At 73.9% G+C, this 17,804-nt stretch carries 15 protein-coding genes; 7 read left to right on the plus strand and 8 right to left on the minus strand.

From position 1 onward, the window contains the following. Positions 1 to 206 precede the first annotated feature (206 nt). Entirely contained in the window at positions 207 to 3,482 is a 3,276-nt protein-coding gene (locus DMB42_RS10090; protein ID WP_125633006.1) for a glucodextranase DOMON-like domain-containing protein, read from the plus strand. Between the two features lie 49 nt (positions 3,483 to 3,531). Here the strand turns inward: DMB42_RS10090 and DMB42_RS10095 are convergent, their stop codons facing one another. Together DMB42_RS10095 and DMB42_RS10100 are read right to left on the minus strand one after the other, a co-directional pair. Next, on the minus strand, positions 3,532 to 4,227 hold the full coding sequence (locus tag DMB42_RS10095; RefSeq protein WP_125633008.1) for a hypothetical protein: 696 nt from the start codon (positions 4,225 to 4,227) through the stop codon (positions 3,532 to 3,534). Positions 4,228 to 4,340: 113 nt separating this feature from the next. Continuing rightward, positions 4,341 to 5,516 carry an Ig-like domain-containing protein gene (locus tag DMB42_RS10100; RefSeq protein ID WP_125633010.1) on the minus strand — a complete coding sequence of 392 codons (1,176 nt, stop codon included), beginning with the start codon at positions 5,514 to 5,516 and terminating at the stop codon, positions 4,341 to 4,343. A gap of 224 nt (positions 5,517 to 5,740) precedes the next feature. On the opposite strand from DMB42_RS10100, the gene DMB42_RS10105 reads away from it, so the two are divergent. Continuing rightward, positions 5,741 to 6,625 carry a polysaccharide deacetylase family protein gene (locus DMB42_RS10105; protein WP_260477599.1) on the plus strand — a complete coding sequence of 295 codons (885 nt, stop codon included), beginning with the start codon at positions 5,741 to 5,743 and terminating at the stop codon, positions 6,623 to 6,625. Here DMB42_RS10105 and DMB42_RS10110 read toward each other — a convergent pair. Beyond that, on the minus strand, positions 6,583 to 7,164 hold the full coding sequence (locus tag DMB42_RS10110) for a hypothetical protein (RefSeq protein ID WP_125633012.1): 582 nt from the start codon (positions 7,162 to 7,164) through the stop codon (positions 6,583 to 6,585). The two genes, DMB42_RS10105 and DMB42_RS10110, sit on opposite strands and share 43 nt — an antisense overlap. Positions 7,165 to 7,385: 221 nt before the next feature. On the opposite strand from DMB42_RS10110, the gene DMB42_RS10115 reads away from it, so the two are divergent. Genes DMB42_RS10115 through DMB42_RS10130 form a run of 4 tightly spaced genes read left to right on the plus strand, consistent with a single transcriptional unit; the run spans position 7,386 to position 11,701 of the window. Next, positions 7,386 to 9,086, plus strand: coding sequence for an amidohydrolase (locus tag DMB42_RS10115; protein WP_125633014.1), 1,701 nt, complete (start codon positions 7,386 to 7,388; stop codon positions 9,084 to 9,086). After that, entirely contained in the window at positions 9,083 to 10,564 is a 1,482-nt protein-coding gene (locus DMB42_RS10120) for an aldehyde dehydrogenase (RefSeq protein ID WP_125633016.1), read from the plus strand. Before DMB42_RS10115 ends, DMB42_RS10120 begins: the two co-directional genes overlap by 4 nt. Continuing rightward, complete coding sequence (locus DMB42_RS10125) at positions 10,561 to 11,283, plus strand: gamma-glutamyl-gamma-aminobutyrate hydrolase family protein (protein ID WP_260477600.1); 723 nt, start codon at positions 10,561 to 10,563, stop codon at positions 11,281 to 11,283. The genes DMB42_RS10120 and DMB42_RS10125 overlap by 4 nt, the downstream gene beginning before the upstream one ends. Further along, positions 11,261 to 11,701: a GNAT family N-acetyltransferase gene (locus tag DMB42_RS10130; RefSeq protein WP_221762081.1), complete on the plus strand. Its 441-nt coding sequence runs from the start codon at positions 11,261 to 11,263 to the stop codon at positions 11,699 to 11,701. The genes DMB42_RS10125 and DMB42_RS10130 overlap by 23 nt, the downstream gene beginning before the upstream one ends. Here DMB42_RS10130 and DMB42_RS10135 read toward each other — a convergent pair. The 5 genes from DMB42_RS10135 to DMB42_RS10155 are packed head-to-tail and all read right to left on the minus strand — an operon-like array spanning position 11,685 to position 16,350. Further along, complete coding sequence (locus DMB42_RS10135; RefSeq protein ID WP_125633020.1) at positions 11,685 to 12,269, minus strand: MarR family winged helix-turn-helix transcriptional regulator; 585 nt, start codon at positions 12,267 to 12,269, stop codon at positions 11,685 to 11,687. The two genes, DMB42_RS10130 and DMB42_RS10135, sit on opposite strands and share 17 nt — an antisense overlap. A gap of 19 nt (positions 12,270 to 12,288) precedes the next feature. Beyond that, positions 12,289 to 13,137: a fumarylacetoacetate hydrolase family protein gene (locus DMB42_RS10140; RefSeq protein WP_125633022.1), complete on the minus strand. Its 849-nt coding sequence runs from the start codon at positions 13,135 to 13,137 to the stop codon at positions 12,289 to 12,291. Beyond that, positions 13,130 to 14,038 carry a 3,4-dihydroxyphenylacetate 2,3-dioxygenase gene (locus tag DMB42_RS10145; protein WP_125633024.1) on the minus strand — a complete coding sequence of 303 codons (909 nt, stop codon included), beginning with the start codon at positions 14,036 to 14,038 and terminating at the stop codon, positions 13,130 to 13,132. Before DMB42_RS10145 ends, DMB42_RS10140 begins: the two co-directional genes overlap by 8 nt. After that, positions 14,031 to 15,500 carry an aldehyde dehydrogenase gene (locus tag DMB42_RS10150; protein WP_125633026.1) on the minus strand — a complete coding sequence of 490 codons (1,470 nt, stop codon included), beginning with the start codon at positions 15,498 to 15,500 and terminating at the stop codon, positions 14,031 to 14,033. The genes DMB42_RS10145 and DMB42_RS10150 overlap by 8 nt, the downstream gene beginning before the upstream one ends. A gap of 43 nt (positions 15,501 to 15,543) precedes the next feature. Further along, positions 15,544 to 16,350 (minus strand): acetoacetate decarboxylase family protein, encoded by an 807-nt coding sequence (locus tag DMB42_RS10155; protein WP_125633028.1) that lies wholly within the window; start codon positions 16,348 to 16,350, stop codon positions 15,544 to 15,546. Positions 16,351 to 16,477: 127 nt separating this feature from the next. Here DMB42_RS10155 and DMB42_RS10160 point away from each other — a divergent pair, with 127 nt between their 5' ends. Further along, positions 16,478 to 17,803 (plus strand): glutamine synthetase family protein, encoded by a 1,326-nt coding sequence (locus DMB42_RS10160; RefSeq protein WP_221762082.1) that lies wholly within the window; start codon positions 16,478 to 16,480, stop codon positions 17,801 to 17,803. Position 17,804: the final 1 nt, after the last annotated feature.

Raw genomic sequence — 17,804 nt, forward strand, 5'->3', positions numbered from 1 at the left:
GACTACCAGCCTGCCTCCTGGAAGACCGGTCACCCGCCGAACGGCCTTCGGACGGTGATCGTACCCGTAACCGTGCCTCGTTACAGGCGGAACGGCTTCCTCGGAACTGTCAAGGTTCATTTGACATCGGCAAACGCCGCCTGTGGTTGACAGGGGGGCCGGGCTGGTCTTCTCTGCAACGAGACGCGGGGGCGGAGGGAGCCATCATGCGCGCTTTCGGGCGGTTCGTCGTCGGGCTGGTCCTGTGCGTGCCACTGGCCGCCGTCCCGGGCGCGCCCGCCGTCGCCGCGGGGCCCGGGGTCGCCTCGCACTTCGGCGCGGCGCGCAAGGACTGCGTGGGTACGGCCGCGGGCAGGGCGTCCAAGGTCTGGTACACGGTCGCCGGCGGCGTGCTCTCCGACGTGTACGAGCCCACGATCGACAACACGAACGTCGAGACGATGCAGTTCGTGGTCACCGACGGCGACACGTTCACCGAGCTCCAGGCCCGCGACACCACCTACCGGGTGGAGACCGGCCGCTCGGGGCTGAGCTGCACGGTCACCTCCACCAGCAGGGCCGGCCGCTACCGGCTGACCACCACCTACGTCACCGACCCCGGGAGCGACGCGGTCGTCGTACGGACCCGGCTGCAGCCGCCCGGCCTGCGCCTGTACGTCCGGCTGGACGCGAGCGTGAACGGCAACGGCGGCGGCGGCGCGGCCAACGGCGGGGCCGACACCGGCACGGTGGACGCCGCCACCGGGGCTCCGGTGATCTCCGACACCGCCACCGTGACCTCCGCCCCGGAACGCGACTACGCCGTGCCCACCCACCTGGCGCTGCGTGCCGAGCGGCGGCTGCCGCAGGCCGCCGTCGGCTACGCGGGCACCCCGGGCGACGGGCTGGCGCAGCTCGACGCCGACCACGTGCTGACCCCGCAGAACAGCGCGCCGGACGGCAACGTGGTGGCCACCGCGCGGCTGCCGATCGACGCCTCGGGCTCGGTGACGTTCGCGCTCGCCTTCGGGCGCGACGCCGCCGCGGCGCTGCGCGTCGCGGGCGAGGCCGCGGCGCGGCCGTTCGAGTCCACCCGCGCCAGGTTCGAGGCGGGCTGGGCGGCCTACGACGCCGGGCTGCGCCGGCCGCCCGGCGCCCTGCCCACCGGCCTGCCCGCCGACCTGGCCGGTTTCTACCGGCTGTCGGCCAACGTGCTGAAGGCCAGTGAGGACAAGACCTTCCCGGGCGCGGTCGTCGCCTCGCTCGCAAGTCCGTGGGGGCAGGCGGTCGGCGCGGGTGAGCTGCCCGGCGGCAGACCGGTCTACTTCGGCTCCTACCGCGAGGTGTTCGCCCGCGACCTGTACGCCGCCTTCAGCGGCTTCCTCACCGCCGGCGACCTGGCCACGGCCCGCGCCACCACCCGCTTCCTGCTGGAACGCCAGCAGCTCCCCGACGGCAGGCTGCCGCGCAACTCGCTGCTCAACGGCCGGCTCGCGCCCGACTCCGGCGGCGACCAGCTCGACGAGACGGCCTACCCGATCCTCATGGCGTACCAGTCCGGGCTGGGCGGCGACACGAAGCTGTGGCAGCGCGTACGGGCGGCGGCCGACTTCCTGCTGGCGCACGGGCCGGCGTTCGGCGTGGAGCGGTGGGAGGAGCAGGCGGGCCACTCGCCCTCCACGATCGCGGCCGAGATCGCCGGGCTGGTCGCGGCGGGCGAGATCGCCGACCGGCAGGGCGACCGGGCCCGCGCCCGGCTGTACCGGGCCACCGCCGACCACTTCGCGCGCTCGGTCAAGGACTGGACGGTGACCACCACCGGCCCGTACGCCCCTCGCTACTTCCTGCGCCTGTCGCGCGGCGGCGACCCGGACGCGGCCGTGTCGTACGACCTGGGCAATGGCGGCCCCACCGAGGACCAGCGGCGGGTGGTGGACGCCGGTTTCCTGGAGCTGACCAGGCTCGGCGTCCTGCCCGCCGACGACCCGGACGTGCTGGCCGGCCTCGCGGTCGTCGACCGGGTGCTCAGGCGCACCACCGCGAGCGGCCCCGGCTGGTACCGGTACGGTTCGGCCACGCCGGGCACCGAGGACGGCTACGGCGACTGCCACGAGCCCGACCCCACGTCGTGCGCGCCGTCCGGCAGGCCGTGGCCGACCGGGAACACCGGCTCGGGGCACGTGTGGCCGGTGCTGGCCGGGGAGCGGGCCGAGCAGGCGCTCCAGACGGGTGACCAGGCGACGGCGGCGTCGCTGCTGGCGGCCGTACGGGCGATGTCGTCGGGCACGGGGCTGGTGCCCGAGCAGGCTTGGGAGAACCCGGACCTGGCCGCGTCCCCGTACGGGAGCGATCCGGCGACCGCCTCGATCGGCTTCCGCGACGGCGGCCCGGCGGGCTCGGCCTCGCCGCTGACCTGGGCTCAGGCGCAGGTGGTACGGCTCGTGTCGTCGCTCGGCTCCCGCCGCCCGGCCGAACAGCCCGAGGCGGTACGCGACCGCTACGCCGCACACGGCATGCCCGGGGAAACCCCGCTCACCGTCACGGCCCCGGCCGACGGCTCGGCGGGCGCCGGGGGCTCGGTCAGCGTCCGGGGGACGGCCGCGCCCGGGGCGTTCGTGGACGTGCAGGCCGCGCCCGTGGACGTCGGCGCGCCCGCCCGGGTCGTCTCGGTGCGCGCCGGGGCCGACGGCGCGTTCACGGCCGAAGCGCCGATCGTGTTCGGCGAGGTCGTGCTGACCGTCACCGCGACCTCGGGCGGCCGCACCGGGTACGCCCGGCGGTCGGTCGTCGGCGACGTCACCGGGACCACGGTGCTCGACGTCGCCGACCCCGAGGGCGACGACGACGGCCCCGGGACCTACGCCTACCCGACGGCGGCCGACTTCCGTCCGGGGGCGTTCGACCTGCGCCGCTTCCAGGTGATCACCGACGCGAGCACCGTCTACCTGCGGGCCGGGCTGAGCGACCTTACGCCGACGTTCGGCAACCAGATGGGCGCGCAGCTCCTCGACGTCTACGTACGCGACCCGGCCGCCGCCGGGCGGTCGGCGCAGGCGGCCTTCCCGCAGCGCAACTACCGGATCGCCGAGGAGGACGCCTGGTCGCAGCGGGTCGAGGTGCAGGGCTTCGCCGCCCCGGTCTGGGCCGGCGCGGACGGGCGCGGGCTGAGCGGCGCGGCGGTGCGCGCGTCCGGCGCCACCCGGACGATCACCGTCGCCCTGCCCAGGGCGTCCTTCGGCACGCCGGGGCCGGGATGGCGGTTCGCGGTCGTGCTGACCGGCCAGGACGGCTACGCCGCCGACCAGGCCAGGGGGTTCGCGGCGACGCCGCAGCCGTACCGGTTCGGGGTGTGCGCGGAGGGCGGCGGCGCGCCGCTGTGCGCGGCCGATCCCGGCACGGCGCCCAAGGCGCTCGACGTGCTCACCCCGGACGGGGTGTCGCAGGCCGACGAGCTGAACCCGCTGCTCGGGCCGGTCGCGGTGCGCGCGGTCACCGTGCCCTGACCCGCTCGGGCGGGCGGTCCGGGGTGTCGTGGGCCGGACCGCCCGGTGGTCAGGCGAAGCGTTCGATGGTGACCGGGATCAGGCCCTGGCCGCGGATGGCCTGCCGGTGGTGGTGGAGCAGGGCGCCGATGGCGGCGAGCGGCCCGGCGCTCAGGCGTACGGTGACGTCCAGGCACCAGGCGATGCCGGGGCCGATGCGCCGCAGCTCCCAGGTGAAGGTGTGTCCGGCCGCGGTCGCCGTGGCGGTGCCCGCGATCCTGGCCCGCGGGTTCGGCTCCGGCGGCTCCAGCCGCAGCACCGTGCGTACGTTGGCCAGCCCGCGTTCGCCGAGCTCGCCGGCGAACAGGATGCGGTAGCGCCGGGTCTGCGTGGAGCGCCCGCCGCTCAGGTCGAGCGGGGCCGCGGCGGGGAGCGCCTGGCGGTACTGGAAGAAGGCCCGCAGCCCGGCCTCCTCCGGCCGCGCGCCCCCGCCGAGCATCGAGTACGTGTCGCGGGCGTCCCGCCGGGTCACGGGCAGCACCCGTTCGCGCAGGGCGGGATCGGCGCGGATGGCCCGGCTGGATCCGGGCGACTCGCGCCACTCGCCGCACTCGGACGTCCATTCCGCGCAGTCGATGCCCGCGGCGGTGTAGTCGTCGCAGAGCACGAACTCCTCGACCAGGATGCCCAGGGGAGGTGTGCCGCGGCCGCGGTCTTGCGGGGCGGCGTAGATCAGGTAGTAGTCCAGGGGTAGGTCGGCGTCCATTGGCGACATGATCGTGGGACGGACCCTCCTGGGCAAGGCGACATCCTGATGTTCTCGCAGGTCCTGTGGTTCTGATGGCCGATCTTGCGCGAAGGGCGCGCCCCGGGAGGCGGTCAGCCGGTCGTGGGCCTGCCGGTGGCGCTGCCGGCCAGCCATTCGTCCCAGGACTTCGCCCAGGGCGTGGGGCCGTTGCCGAATTCGAGCTTGCGCGAGGTGCCCTTGACCTGGATGACGTCGCCGCGCTGGGTGAAGTCGTAGAACCAGCGGGCGTCGGCCGGACTGGCGTTGACGCAGCCGTGGCTGACGTTGGAGTTGCCCTGCGCGCCGGTGGACCAGGGCGCGGCGTGGAAGAAGGTGCCGCTGTAGGTCATCCGGACGTTCCACTTGGTCTTGATCCGGTACTCGCCCGGCTTCCCGATCGTGGCGGAGTCCATGACGGTCTCCGCGGCCTTCTCCTGGGCGATCATGGTGCCCGAGTAGCTGTCGTCGCCGGGTTTGCCCAGGCTGACGGGGATGGTCCGGACGACCTTGCCGCCCGCGGTGACGACGGCCTCGTGGTCGTCGGCGTCCACCTTGGTGACGTGCCGGGGGCCGACGGTGAAGGACAGGCTGCGGTCCTTGGTGCCCCACAGGCCCTGGCCCGCGCGCAGCCCGGCCAGATGGGCGACGATGTTGACCTTCTCCCCCACCGGCCAGTACTCGCGCGGCCTGAACTGCACCTCGCGGTCGCTCACCCAGCTCCACGCGCCCTCGACCGGCTCGGACATCTCCACGACCAGCGACCGTTCGACCGCCGCCCGGTCCCGCTTCGAGGTGACCGGCTGGGACAGCAGGAGCTGCACCGGCATCCCGACGCCGACCTTCTCGCCGTCCAGCGGCGACATGCCACTCTGGAGCGCCCGCCGGGGCTTGAGGGTGGTGAAGGACGCCTGTCCGGTGACCGCCTTGCCGTCGGTGCCCGTGGCCTGCGCGCTCACCGTGTACGACGTCGCCGGCCGCAGCGGCCACCGGGGCCGCCAGGTGCCGTCGGCCGCCGCCGAGCCCGTCACCTGGCGGCCCTTGGCGTCGGCGACGGTCACCTTGGTGACCTTCCCGTCGGTCACCTTGACGCTGATCCCGGTGTCGGGGGCGACCTTCTTCGTGCCGTCGGCGGGCGTGATCGCGAGCTTGGCCACCGGGCCCTCGGCCTGCGGCGAGCCGTCCTGAGATCGCATGCCCCCGCCGGAGGTGCAGCCGGCGATCAGGAGCGCCGCGAGGGCGAGCGTGGTGCTGGTCCGGCCGTTCCGCATCCTCGATGCCTCCCGTGCCTGACAAGGCGTCAATTTCCAGATTAATCGGTCAGTGCTGTCCCGTCTGGACACCTCTGCCCGTTGGGCATGGGAGAAACCTTCGGCCGCGGTTGGGGAGACGCGCGAACCATATGAGTGGATCTGGTGTCCAACTTTGTGGAACGGTCCTTGTGGGCCGTTCTCAGGGGAAGAGGCACCGGGGGCGGTGCATGAGGGGGAACGTCATGAACAGCGCCGTGAGGCCGCGCCTGTACGGGATCGGGATGGCCGCGACGATGCTGGCCGTCACGGCCGCGCTCACAGGGGCCACGCCCGCCCGGTCCACGCCCTCCCCCACCCACCCCGCGCCGTCGGCCTCCCCGGAACCCGACCGGCGGCCGGACCGGGACGACCGGGACAAGAACCGGGACAGGGACCGGGACGGGCGGCATGACCAGGGCGAGCCGTCGTCGAAGCCCGCCGACGCTGCCGAGCAGGCCGGGAAGGCCGACTGCCGCCGGGTCAAGTGCGTGGCGCTCACGTTCGACGACGGGCCGGGGCCCTACACGAAGACGCTGCTGCGGCACCTGGCGAAGTACGGGGCCCGCGCCACGTTCTTCGTCGTCGGCCAGAACGTCGGCGCCTACCCGGACGTGGTGCGGCGCACGGCCGAGGCGGGGCACGAGATCGGCAACCACACCTGGTCCCACCCCGACCTGACCAAGTTGTCGCGGGCCGCGATCAAGTCCCAGCTCACCCGTACCGACGAGGCCGTGGAGTCGGCCGCGGGCGTCACGCCCGGCCTGGTGCGCCCCCCGTACGGCGCGCTCGACCGCGACGTGCGGCGGCAGTCGCACCGGCCGCTGGTGTTGTGGAGCGTGGACACCCTCGACTGGCGCCACCGGGACAGCGCCCGGGTGGCCCGCGTCTCGCTCAAGCGGGTACGCCCCGGCAGCGTCGTGCTGTTCCACGACATCCACCCGACCACGGTGAAGGCCCTCCCGCGGGTGCTGAAGGGCCTGTCCGCCCGCGGCTACCGCTTCGTCACGGTCAGCGAGCTGTTCGGCGGCCGGCCGCCGGAGCTGGTCTACAACGCGCCGGCCCGCCGGCTCTCGGGCGGCCCCAAGTAGCTGGGCAGGCGCCCGCCGGTGTCCACCACGAGCCGCTGGAGGACGACGGTCGGGTCCACCATCCAGAACTTCAGCACGTGCGTGCCGGGAGCCGTGATCGTGTGGACGGTCGTGGTCTCGTTGACGTTGTTCGAGGTGTTGCGCTCCCACTGGCGGTTCATGGTGGTGTCGTTCGCGCCGGTCACGGCCGTGACGTTCACCGTCTGCGGCGGCTGGTCGTCGATGGAGACGGCGTAGCTCAGCCCGTCGGACGGCAACACGTTGTTGCGCGGTGACAGCAGCGCCGACACCTTGACCTCACCGGGCGTGAACAACGTCATCGTGTACTCCAGCCGGGGGCTGCCCCCGCCGGGCGTCACGCGCGGGGCGGTCACCTGGAGCGGAGTCACGCCGTCGGAGCTGCGGCCGAGGTCGGGGATGGTCCGCCAGGCGCCCACGGCCCGGCCGTAGTGCGCGGCGTCGATCGTGACCTGGCCGCCCGCCTCGACGAACCCCTTGACCGGGCCGGCCGGGTTGTCCACGACGGCCTTGACGGTCACGCTCGCCCCGCCCGGCCCGGTGACGGTGACGGGTGCGGGGACGCGCGAGCAGCCGACCGAAAGTTTCGTACATTGTGGGAAATTTTCGGATACAGGCATGCGGATGTTAGAACGAACGCCCACGCCCGGTCAATGACCCGGTGAGGCCCGCCCGGCATTGACTGATAATCGTTTGGACCCATACATTTTCGTTCATCCTGTTTCCGGCAGAAGGGCCGACCATGTCAGATCCGGCGGACCTGATCCTGATCAACGGTGACGTGCTGACGCTCGACGAGACGTTCGCCACCGAACAAGCGGTGGCCGTACGAGGGAACAGGATCCTCGCCACCGGGACCACCGAGGCGATCGGGGCACTGGCCGGACCGGGCACGCGGGTGATCGACCTGGCCGGCCGTACCGTGCTGCCCGGGATCAACGACTCCCACCTGCACGGCGCGGCGTGGGCGCTGAGCAGGCCGCCGTTCGCGCTGAACGTGGGCCATCCGGCGGTCGGCTCCATCGCCGACATCGCCGCCGCGGTACGCCGCGCGCCCGGCGACGGCTGGCTCACCGGGCTCGGCTGGGACGTCGGCTACCTGGCCGAGTGCCGGGCCGACCCCGGCCGCCGCCCGCACCGGCGCGACCTGGACGCCGCCGCCCCCGACCGGCCGGTCTGCCTGACCGACTTCTCCGGCCACATGATGTGGGTCAACTCCAGGGCCCTGGAGCTGGCCGGCATCGGCCCCGGCACGGCCGCGCCGCCGGGCGGCGTGATCGAGACCGACGGGCGTGGCGAGCCCACCGGGATCCTGAAGGAGGCCGCGCAGTCGCTGGTCCAGCGGCTGATCCCGCCGCCGACGGTGGCCCAGCGCAAGGAGGCCGTCCGGGCGGCCGTGGCGGCGCTGCACGCCCAGGGCATCACCAGCTACACCGAGCCGGGCCTCGGGCCGGGCGGCGCGGACGTCCTCGGCGGCGCGCTCGGCACCGACACGTTGCGGGCGTACGCCGAGCTGGCCGCCGAGGGCGCGCTGGACGCCCGCGTACGGGTGCTGCTGCTGCCGGCCCCCATGGGTGGCGGCGCGGCCGACGTGACCCGGGGGCTGGCCGAGCTGGCCGGGATCGTGCCCGGCGGGCTGGACCCCGAACGCCTGGCCGTGATCGGGGTCAAGATCTTCGCCGACGGCGTGCCGCCGAACGAGACCGCGTGGATGCACGACCCGTACCCGGGCGGCGGCGGGCACGGCGCGCTGTGCGTGCACGGCGAAGGCCCGGCCCGGCAGCAGGCCGAGCTGGCCGAGATGATCCGCCTCGCGCACGAGGCCGGCCACCAGCTCGGCGTGCACGTCACCGGCGACCGGGCGATCGACGCCGTGGTGGCCGCGTTCACCGCCGCCGACGAGGCCGTCCCGCGCCCGGACGCCCGCCACTACCTGATCCACGCCGACTTCGCCTCGCCCCGCAGCCTGGCCGCCCTGGCCGCGCGCGGCTACGGCGTCAACATGAACCCCGCCATCAAGTGGGCCACCGCCGACCTGATGGACGAGGTCGTCGGCAAGGAGCGCTCGGACTACCAGTGGCCCGTGCGCACCGCCCACGAGGCCGGGATCGCGGTCTGCGCGAGCTCCGACGCCCCGATCACCGAGCCGGACTGGCGGCGGGCCGTGGCCGCGATGATGTTGCGCGAGTCGCGGGCGAGCGGCCGGGCCAGCGGGCCGGAGCAGTGCGTGCCGCTGGAGGTGGCGCTGCGCGCCTACACGGTCAACGCCGCCCGGCAGGACTTCGCCGAGACGTGGAAGGGCACCCTGCGGCCCGGCATGGCCGCCGACCTGTGCGTGCTCGGCGGCGATCTGCGGGCGGCCGATCCGCACGACCTCCCGGACCTGCCGATCGACCTGACGGTCTTCGACGGCCGGATCGTCCACGAGCGAGGTGAACAGTGACCCACGAGGAGTGGCTGGACCGGGCCGCGGCGGTGCGGCTCCCGTCCGCGCATCACATCGACGGCGCCGACGAGCCCGGCGGCGGCGCGGCCTTCCCGGTGCGCTCGCCGCGCGACGGCCGGGTGCTGATCGAGGTGGCCGACGCGGGCGAGGCGGAGGTCGCGCTCGCGGTGTCGGCCGCGCGGCGGGCGTTCGACTCCGGGCCGTGGCCGCGGATGGCGCCCGCCGAGCGCGGGCGGGCGCTGGTACGGCTGGCGTCCCTGATCGAGGAACGGCGCGAGCACCTGGCGCTGCTCGTCAGCCTGGAGATGGGCAAGCCGATCACCGACGCGCACGACATCGAGCTGCGCGCCGCGATCACCACCTTCCGCTGGTACGGCGAGCTGGCCGGCAAGCTCACCGACGAGGCCCCGCACGTGCCCGCCGACGCCCTGGCGCTGGTCACCCGCGAGCCCGCCGGGGTCGTCGGCGCGGTCGTGCCGTGGAACTTCCCGCTCACGCTGGCCTCCTGGAAGGTGGCCCCCGCCCTGGCCGCGGGCTGCACGGTCGTGCTGAAGCCGTCGGAGTCGTCGCCGCTGTCGGCCCTGGAGCTGGGCCGGCTGGCCACCCGGGCCGGGCTGCCGCCGGGCGTGCTGAACGTGGTCGCCGGCGACGGGCCCACCGCCGGGCGGGCGCTCGGCCTGCACCCCGGCGTGGACGTGCTGGCCTTCACCGGCTCCACCGCCGTCGGGCGGCACTTCCTGCGCTACTCGGCCGACTCCAACCTCAAGCGGGTGTGGCTGGAGCTGGGCGGCAAGTCCCCCAACATCATCCTGCCCGACGCCCCCGACCTGGAGGCCGCCGCCGCCACCGCCGCCTGGGGCATCTTCTTCAACCAGGGCGAGATGTGCACGGCGCCCTCCCGCCTGCTGGTCCACAGGTCGGTCGCCGACCGGGTGACGGAGGCCGTGGTCGCCCGGGCCCGTACGCTGCGGGTCGGCGATCCCCTCGACCCGGCCACCGAGATGGGCGCCCTGGTCGGCGAGGCCCACCTGGAACGGGTGCGCGGCCACGTCGAGGCCGGGCTCGCCGAGGGCGCGCGGCTGCGTACGGGCGGCGGCCGGATCCTGGCCGGCTACGGCGGCGCGTACCTCGAACCGACCGTCTTCGACCGGGTGGACCCCGGCGCCCGGCTGGCCAGGGAGGAGATCTTCGGCCCGGTGTTGTCCGTGCTGGCCTTCGACGACGTGGAGGAGGCCGTACGCCTGGCCAACGACACCGAGTACGGCCTCGCGGCCGGGCTGTGGACCTCCGACCTGGGCACCGCCCACCGCGTCGCCCGCGCGCTGAAGGCGGGCACCGTCTGGGTCAACTGCTACGAGGAGGGCGACCTGACCGTGCCCTTCGGCGGCATGCGGCAGTCGGGCAACGGCCGCGACAAGTCGGCGCACGCGCTGGAGAAGTACACCGAGCTCAAGACCACCTGGATCCAGTTGTGAGACCCCTGATCGCGATCCCCGCCCGCTTCTCCGCCTCCGCCTCGGCCCTGCGCTACGCGGCCGAGGTGAGCGCCCGCGCCCTGGTGGAGGCCGTGTGGCGGGCGGGCGGCGAGCCGGCCACGATCCACCCCGCCGGGGACGACGTGGCGGGGAGACTGGCCAGGTTCGACGGCCTCCTCCTGCCGGGCGGCGGCGACGTGGCCCCCCACCGGTACGGCGCCGCCGACACCCACGAGGACGTCTACGACGTGGACGACGAGCAGGACGCCTTCGACCTGGCCCTCGCCCGCCACGCGCTGGCCGCCGGGCTGCCCACACTGGCGGTCTGCCGCGGCCTCCAGGTCGTCAACGTGGCCCTCGGCGGCACCCTGGAGCAGGACATGGGCGGCCCCGAGGGCGGCCACCGGCACGTCGTCCACCCGGTGTCGCTGCGCCCCGGCTCCCTCCTGGAACAGGTGGCGGGGACGCAGAAGGTGGAGGCGTCCTGCTTCCACCACCAGCGCGTCGACCGGCTCGGCGGCGGCCTGTCCCCCGCCGCGTACGCCGCCGCCGGGACGGTGGAGGCCCTGGAGCACGACGGCCCGCCCGGCTGGTTCACCGCCGTGCAGTGGCATCCGGAGGACACCGCCCACCGCGACCCGGCTCAGCAGGCCCTGTTCGACGCGCTCGTCCGCGAGTCGGGGCATGATGGCTCGCATGATCCGCGCCGCCGTCCCTGACGACCTGCCCGCACTCCACGACCTCGCCGTCGCCTTCTACGCCGAGGACGGCTTCACCACCCCGGCCCGTACGCTCAAGGACAACCTCGCCACGCTGATCGCCTCGCCCGCGGCCCGGGTCGCGGTCAGCGAGAGCGACGGCGCGCTGGTCGCGTTCGGGATCACCACGACCACGTTCGGGCTGGAGAAGGGGCTGTGCGCCGAGCTGGAGGACCTGTACGTCACACCCCGGGCGCGGCGGCGCGGCGAGGCCGAACGGCTGATCGAGGACAGCCGCCGATGGGCCGCCGGCCAGGGGTGCACGGCCCTGGAGATCGTGATCGCCCCGAACGGCGCCGACGTGAGCCACCTGTTCGCCTACTACGGCGGGCGCGGCTTCCGCGACGAGGGCCGCCGCATCCTCAGTCACCCTCTGTGAGCCGCCGGCGGCGTCCGCTGCGGCGCGGCGCCGGCGGCCGGCAGTCGAGCAGGGCCAGCCTGCGCCGCTCGCCGCCGGTCTCGACCTGCCTGACGATCCGGCGCAGCGCGTCGGCGGTCGTCAGGCACTCGGCCGGGGTGAGCTGCCCGGCGACGAACGCCTCCTCGGCGTTGAACGCCGGGAACAACCGCCGCATCAGCGTCTCGCCCTCCGGCGTGAGCCTGAGCAGCACCAGGCGGCCGTCCCCCGGATGGGGGGCGCGGGCGACCAGGCCGCGCGACTCCAGCGTGCGCGCGACCCCGGTCAGCGTGCCCTTGGAGACGCCCGCCTCCTCGGCCACCTGGCGCGACTCCGGCTCGCCCCAGATCCAGATGACCCAGAGCACCACGAACCCGGTCCAGGTCAGGTCGGCGCCGCGCAGGACGGTGTTCTCCAGGTGCTGGCGGACGGCCGCCGCGGCGCGGTGGATGTTCGCCACGACGGCCATCTGCTCGCGCAGCACGGGGATGCCGCCGAGCTTGGCCTCGACCAGCTTCTCGGTCTCGGTGATGGAACGGTGGTCCGCCACTGCCTGCTCTCCTTCGCGGTCATGACCGGCGCGGCGGGCGGATGCCCCGGAACTCCCAGTCGCCGCCGAGCGCGGTCGAGCGCACCTCCTCCGACTCCGTCGGCTGCGCGCCGACGTCGGCCCGGATCGGCACCGGCCCGGTCACGACGTGGTTCGTCAGCCGGCCGAGGCCGCCGGCCTCGACCTCGACCACGTCGCCCGGCCGGACCGGCCGCGAGCCCGCCGGGGTGCCCGACAGCAGCACGTCGCCGGGGAAGAGGGTGATCGTCCTGGCGATGTCGGCGACCAGGTAGTGCATGTCCCAGGTCATCTCGTCGGTGTTGCCGTCCTGGACCACCTCGCCGTTGACGTACGTCCGCAGGTGTTTGCCGCGGAAGTCCCAGTCGGTCACCAGTCCGGGGCCGAGCGGGCAGAGCGTGTCGGAGCCCTTCACACGCAGCATCGACCCGGCGTCGGTGTCGCGGAAGTCGTGCAGCCCGAAGTCGTTGGCCACGGTGTAGCCCGCGATGTGCTCCGCGGCCTCCTCGGGCGCGACGTTCCGGCAGGTACGGCCGATGACGATGGCGATCTCGCCCTCGTAGTTGAGCCACTTGCAGCCCTCCGGGCGCACGACCGCGCCCCGGTGGGAGTTGAGCGCGGAGGTGGGCTTGTGGAAGTAGGTCGGCGCGTCGGGCAGCCGGGTGCGGAACTCCTCGACCCGGCTGCGGTGGTTGAGGTGCACCGCGATGATCTTCGTGGGCACGACCGGCGGCAGGTGCGCGGCCTCGTCGATCGCGACGCGGCGGCCGTCCCCGGCGACGAGCTCGTCCCCTTCGCGGACGGTCTCGGTGACGGCGCCGTCGAGGAGGATGCGGCGGTACTCAGGCATGGGCGTTCTCCTGTCGGGGGGCGGTCCAGCCGCCGGACGGGCGGTCGAACCACATCAGGGCCTGGCCGGTGCCGACGGAGTTCTCGTACTCGCCGTACTGGCGGGCGGGGGCGGTGCAGCGCTCCTCGCCGAGGGCGCCGGCCAGCATGATGTAGTGGTAGAACCGGGCCTCGGGCTTGTACGCCCAGAACTCCGGCATCGTGCGCAGGACCTCGTCGTGGCGCCCCTGCCTGAACCATTCGATGCGCTGCCGGTCGGCCGCGGCGGCCTCCGGGGTGAAGATGTGGCGCGGGTCGCTGGACTCGTGGTCGCGCAGCTCGCGCAGCGGCCAGAACGTGTGCGACAGCGCGCCGGAGGCGATCACCAGCACCCGGCGGTCGGTGGCCGCGACGCCGTCGGCCAGCGCGCGGCCGAGCCGCAGGTGGTCCTCCATGTCGCCGGTCTGGCACACGCCGATGCTCACCCAGCGCTTGGCGGGCAGGCCCTCGCCGAGGTACTTCCACAGGTTGGTGGTGGCGTAGTAGATCGGCAGGTACTCGTCGTCGATCGGGGTGATCCAGGTGCCGTGTTTCCCGGCGAAGGAGGCCACGTTGCGGGCCAGTTCGGGGTCGCCGGGGAAGTCGTACGGCATCCGGCACATGCCGCGCGGCAGTTCCTCGGAGGTGAACAGCCCGGCGCGGCGCGGCTGGGCGGTGACCACGAACTCGACCGTGGTGGCCCAGTGGGAGTCCAGCACCACGACGGTGTCGTAGTCGTCGCGTTCGAAGACGTCCCGGCGCAGCTCGCGCAGGCCGGTGACGAGGGTGATCTCCTTGCCCTCGTTCAGCTCCAGCCGGGTCCGCTCGGGCAGCACGATGGTGGGGACGTGCGCCAGCAGGCCCGCCCCGACGATCTCACCCATGGTCGCTCCAGCCCTTCGGCGCGGTGACGGTGTTCTTCAGGTCGCAGTAGAAGTCGAAGCTCCAGGTGCCGCCCTCGCGGCCGACGCCGGACTCGCGGGAGCCGCCGAAGGGCGCTCGCAGGTCGCGTACGAAGAAGCAGTTGACCCAGACCGTGCCCGCGACCAGCCGCTCGGTGACCCGGCGGGCGCGCTCGCGGTCGCCGGTCGCGACCGTGGCGGCCAGGCCGAAGCGGGTGTCGTTGGCCATCCGCACGGCCTCCTCCTCGGTGTCGAACGTCTGGAGCGTGAGCACCGGGCCGAAGACCTCCTCCTGCACGATCTCGCTGTCCTGGGCCACGTCCGTGAGCAGGGTGGGCCGGTAGTACAGGCCGTCGCCACGTTCGCCCCCGACGACGGCGCGCGCCCCGGCCGCCAGGGCCCGCCGGACGAACCCGTCGATCTTGTCCACCTGGCGGGGATGGATGTTGGGGCCGACGTCGGTGGCCTCCTCGCGCGGGTCGCCCTGGACCAGGGCGGCGGCACGCTCGGTGAAACGCCGGGTGAACTCCTCGGCGATCGGCGACTCGACCAGCAGCCGGGTGGCGGCCAGGCAGACCTGCCCGGCGTTGTCGTACTGCTCGACGGCCAGGTCGACGGCCAGGTCGAGGTCGGCGTCGGCGAAGACCAGCAGCGGCGACTTGCCGCCCAGTTCCAGGCTGAGCGGGGTGAGGTTGGCGGCGGCCGAACGGGCGATGCGCCGCGCGGTCGGCACCGACCCGGTGAAGCTGATCCGGCGGATGCCGGGGTGCTCGACCAGGGCGGCCCCGGCCTCGGCCCCGAGCCCCTGGACGACGTTGAGCACGCCGTCCGGCAGCCCGGCGGCGGCGATGTCGGCCAGCAGGGAGGCGGTCAGCGGCGACCACTCGGCGGGCTTGAGCACCACGGTGTCGCCGGCGGCCAGCGCGGGGGCGATCTTCCAGGTGGCCAGCATGAGGGGCGCGTTCCAGGGGGTGATCAGGGCGCAGGGGCCGGCCGGGTCCCAGGAGACGTGGTTGGCGTGGCCGCGGGTGTCGAAGTCGTCGTGGCCGAGGCTCTCCAGCCAGTCGGCGAAGAAGCGGAAGTTGTGCGCGACGCGGGGCATGACGCCGCGGCGGTGCGAGCGCAGCAGGGCGCCGTTGTCGGCGGTCTCGACGGCGGCCAGCTCCTCCAGCCGCTTCTCGACGCCCTCGGCGATCGCCCGGCGCACGGCGGCGCGTCCGGCGCGCGGGGTGGCGGCCCAGCCGGGGAAGGCGTCCTGGGCGGCGGCGACGGCGGCGTCCACCTCGGCCTGGCCGCCGCGGGCGATCTCGCCGAGCGTGCTCCCGTCGATGGGCGAGAGGTCGGTGAACGTGCGCGCGGAGGCGACGCGCCGGCCGCCGATCCAGTGGCGGGTGTCGACGGCGGCCGCGGCGGCGGTGATCTGGCCGGTGATCTGTTCGGACATGTCGGGTGCTTCCATTCTCACGGGGCTCAGTGCGCGTCTCGGCTCAGTGCGCGCCGGACGTGCCGGATTCCAGGAGCGTGCCGCCGTCCCAGACCACGCCGACCTGGCGGTAGTAGGCGGCGATGGGCTCGCGTACCGCCAGTCTGGACAGTTCCTCGGTCGGGGAGTCGAACAGCTCCAGCTCGCCATCGCCCGCCCATGCCTGTCCGGCCTCGAAGGCGGCGGCGCCGGACTCGACCAGCTCGTCCAGCGCGAGCCCGCCGCCCTTGCCGATGGCGGGCAGCCAGCGGTGGTGGGCCATCGGGTGGCCGTTGACGAACCCGTTGCCGGGCGACGGCTCGCGCAGGGTCACGACGGCCTGGGCCAGGCGGCGGTCGGCGGCGGCCAGCGTCGCACCGAACCGGGCGCTGGCCTCGATCCTGGGCGCGGGCCCGTACGGGTGGGGCCTGGTCTGGTGGATCGAGCCCAGCTTCTTCGGATAGCCCTGGTGCAGCCCCCTGGCGACGGCGAAGTCCTTGTCCACCCAGATGTAGACGCACCTGGAGTACGTCCGCCCCCGGTAGGAGCAGCGGACGACGGCGAACGCCTCCTTGTACTGCGAGCGCACCGGGTCGAGCAGTTCCTCGCGGGAGCCGGAGCAGGACTGCCAGTCGGCCCAGATGAGCGCGACCGCGCCGGGGTCCTCCTCGGCCAGGTCCAGCGGCTCGGGCAGCAGCGCGCGCACCCGGTCAGGGTCGGTGCGGTACTCGATCGTGAGCAGGTCGCCGGAGTAGTGCCACGGCGGCTCCGGGACGAGGGACGAGCGGCCTGTGGCCGTCTTGGGGTGGAAGTAGCCGCGGACGCCGGCCAAGGTGGTCCTCCTGGAACTCGTTTGGTTCCAAATAAAATAGGAACAACGAGCCCGATCGGTCAACACCACTTGCGGCTATCCATACGTCACCGTTACGTTTGACCTCAAACGACTCTAGGAGACACCGGTGCAGCAGCACATCGACCGCCTGAGCGAGCGGGGAGTCGACGTGGTCCGCGTGACCTACCCCGACCTGACCGGGACCGACCGCGCCCGCGACGTCCTGCTGGAGTCCCTTCCCGACGCCGTCGGCCACGGCCTGGCCTTCTGCCGGGCGGTCTACCACTCCACCCCGCGCGGCAGCACCGCCGACATCAGCGGCGGCCTGGACGCGGGGCTGCCCGACATCGCCGTCGTACCCGACCTGGCCACGCTCGCACCGCTGCCTTGGGAGCCCGGCGTCGCCTGGTGCCACGGCGACGTCGTCGATCCCGCCACCGGAGCCCCGGCCCCCGAGTCGCCGCGCGACCTGCTGCGCGCCGTGCTGGCCCGCTGCGCCGGGCAGGGCCTGCGCCCGGTCGTCGGCCCCGAGCTGGAGTACTTCCTGTGCGACCCGGCCCCCGCGGGCGGCTGGCAGCGCTACGCCGAGGCCACCGGCAACGTCTACACGGCCGGTCGCCGCGGCGACCCCGACGGCCACCTGACCCGTACCCTGCGGCACCTGCGCGACCTCGGTCTCGGCGTGACGGCGGGCAACCACGAGTTCAGCAGCGGCCAGTTCGAGATCAACCTGCGGCACTCCGAGGCGCTGGACGCGGCCGACCGGGCCTTCTGGTTCAAGGCGGCGGTCAAGGAGCTGGCGCGGGTGGAGGGCAGGCTGGCGACGTTCATGGCCAAGCCGTTCAACGACGAGGGCGGGTCGGGCTTCCACCTGCACCTGTCGTGCCTGGGCGAGGACGGCGGCAACGCCTTCGACGACCCGGACGCGCCGTACGGGTTGTCGGCGACCGCGCGGCACGCCATCGCGGGCGTGCTGGCCCACGCCCCCGCGCTGGCGGCGCTGGCCAACCCGACGGTCAACTCCTACAAGCGGTTCGGCCCCGACACGCTGGCCCCCTGGCTCATCGACTGGGGGCTCGACAACCGCAGCGCGATGTTGCGCATCCCACCGGAGCGGGGCGCCGGCGCCCGGTTCGAGCTGCGGCTCGGGGACGCCAGCGCCAACCCGTACCTGCTGGTCGCGGGCACGGCCGCCGCCGCGCTGCTGGGCGTACGGGCTGGCGAGGAACCACCCGCCCCGCTCGTCGGGTACGGCTACGACGCCTCCAGGGCCCCGGTGCTGCCGATGACGCTGCCCGAGGCCCTGGACGCCTTCGAGGCCGACGGCGAGCTGCCCGAGCTGCTCGGCAAGGACTTCACCGCCGCCTTCCTGGCCTACAAGCGTGACGAGGTCGCCCGCTTCCAGCGGCACGTCACCGACTGGGAGTTCGGCGAGTACGCCTACCACCTGTGAC

It is taken from the genome of Nonomuraea sp. WAC 01424, from assembly GCF_003947315.1.
Taxonomy (GTDB): Bacteria; Actinomycetota; Actinomycetes; order Streptosporangiales; family Streptosporangiaceae; genus Nonomuraea; species Nonomuraea spiralis.

Excerpts from the sequence above, each read along its gene's own strand:
- DMB42_RS10090 (WP_125633006.1), top strand. The coding sequence starts at position 207 with ATGCGCGCTTTCGGGCGGTTCGTCGTCGGGCTGGTCCTGTGCGTGCCA.
- DMB42_RS10095 (WP_125633008.1), bottom strand. The coding sequence starts at position 4,227 with ATGGACGCCGACCTACCCCTGGACTACTACCTGATCTACGCCGCCCCG.
- DMB42_RS10100 (WP_125633010.1), bottom strand. The coding sequence starts at position 5,516 with ATGCGGAACGGCCGGACCAGCACCACGCTCGCCCTCGCGGCGCTCCTG.
- DMB42_RS10105 (WP_260477599.1), top strand. The coding sequence starts at position 5,741 with ATGAACAGCGCCGTGAGGCCGCGCCTGTACGGGATCGGGATGGCCGCG.
- DMB42_RS10115 (WP_125633014.1), top strand. The coding sequence starts at position 7,386 with ATGTCAGATCCGGCGGACCTGATCCTGATCAACGGTGACGTGCTGACG.
- DMB42_RS10130 (WP_221762081.1), top strand. The coding sequence starts at position 11,261 with ATGATCCGCGCCGCCGTCCCTGACGACCTGCCCGCACTCCACGACCTC.
- DMB42_RS10140 (WP_125633022.1), bottom strand. The coding sequence starts at position 13,137 with ATGCCTGAGTACCGCCGCATCCTCCTCGACGGCGCCGTCACCGAGACC.
- DMB42_RS10145 (WP_125633024.1), bottom strand. The coding sequence starts at position 14,038 with ATGGGTGAGATCGTCGGGGCGGGCCTGCTGGCGCACGTCCCCACCATC.
- DMB42_RS10150 (WP_125633026.1), bottom strand. The coding sequence starts at position 15,500 with ATGTCCGAACAGATCACCGGCCAGATCACCGCCGCCGCGGCCGCCGTC.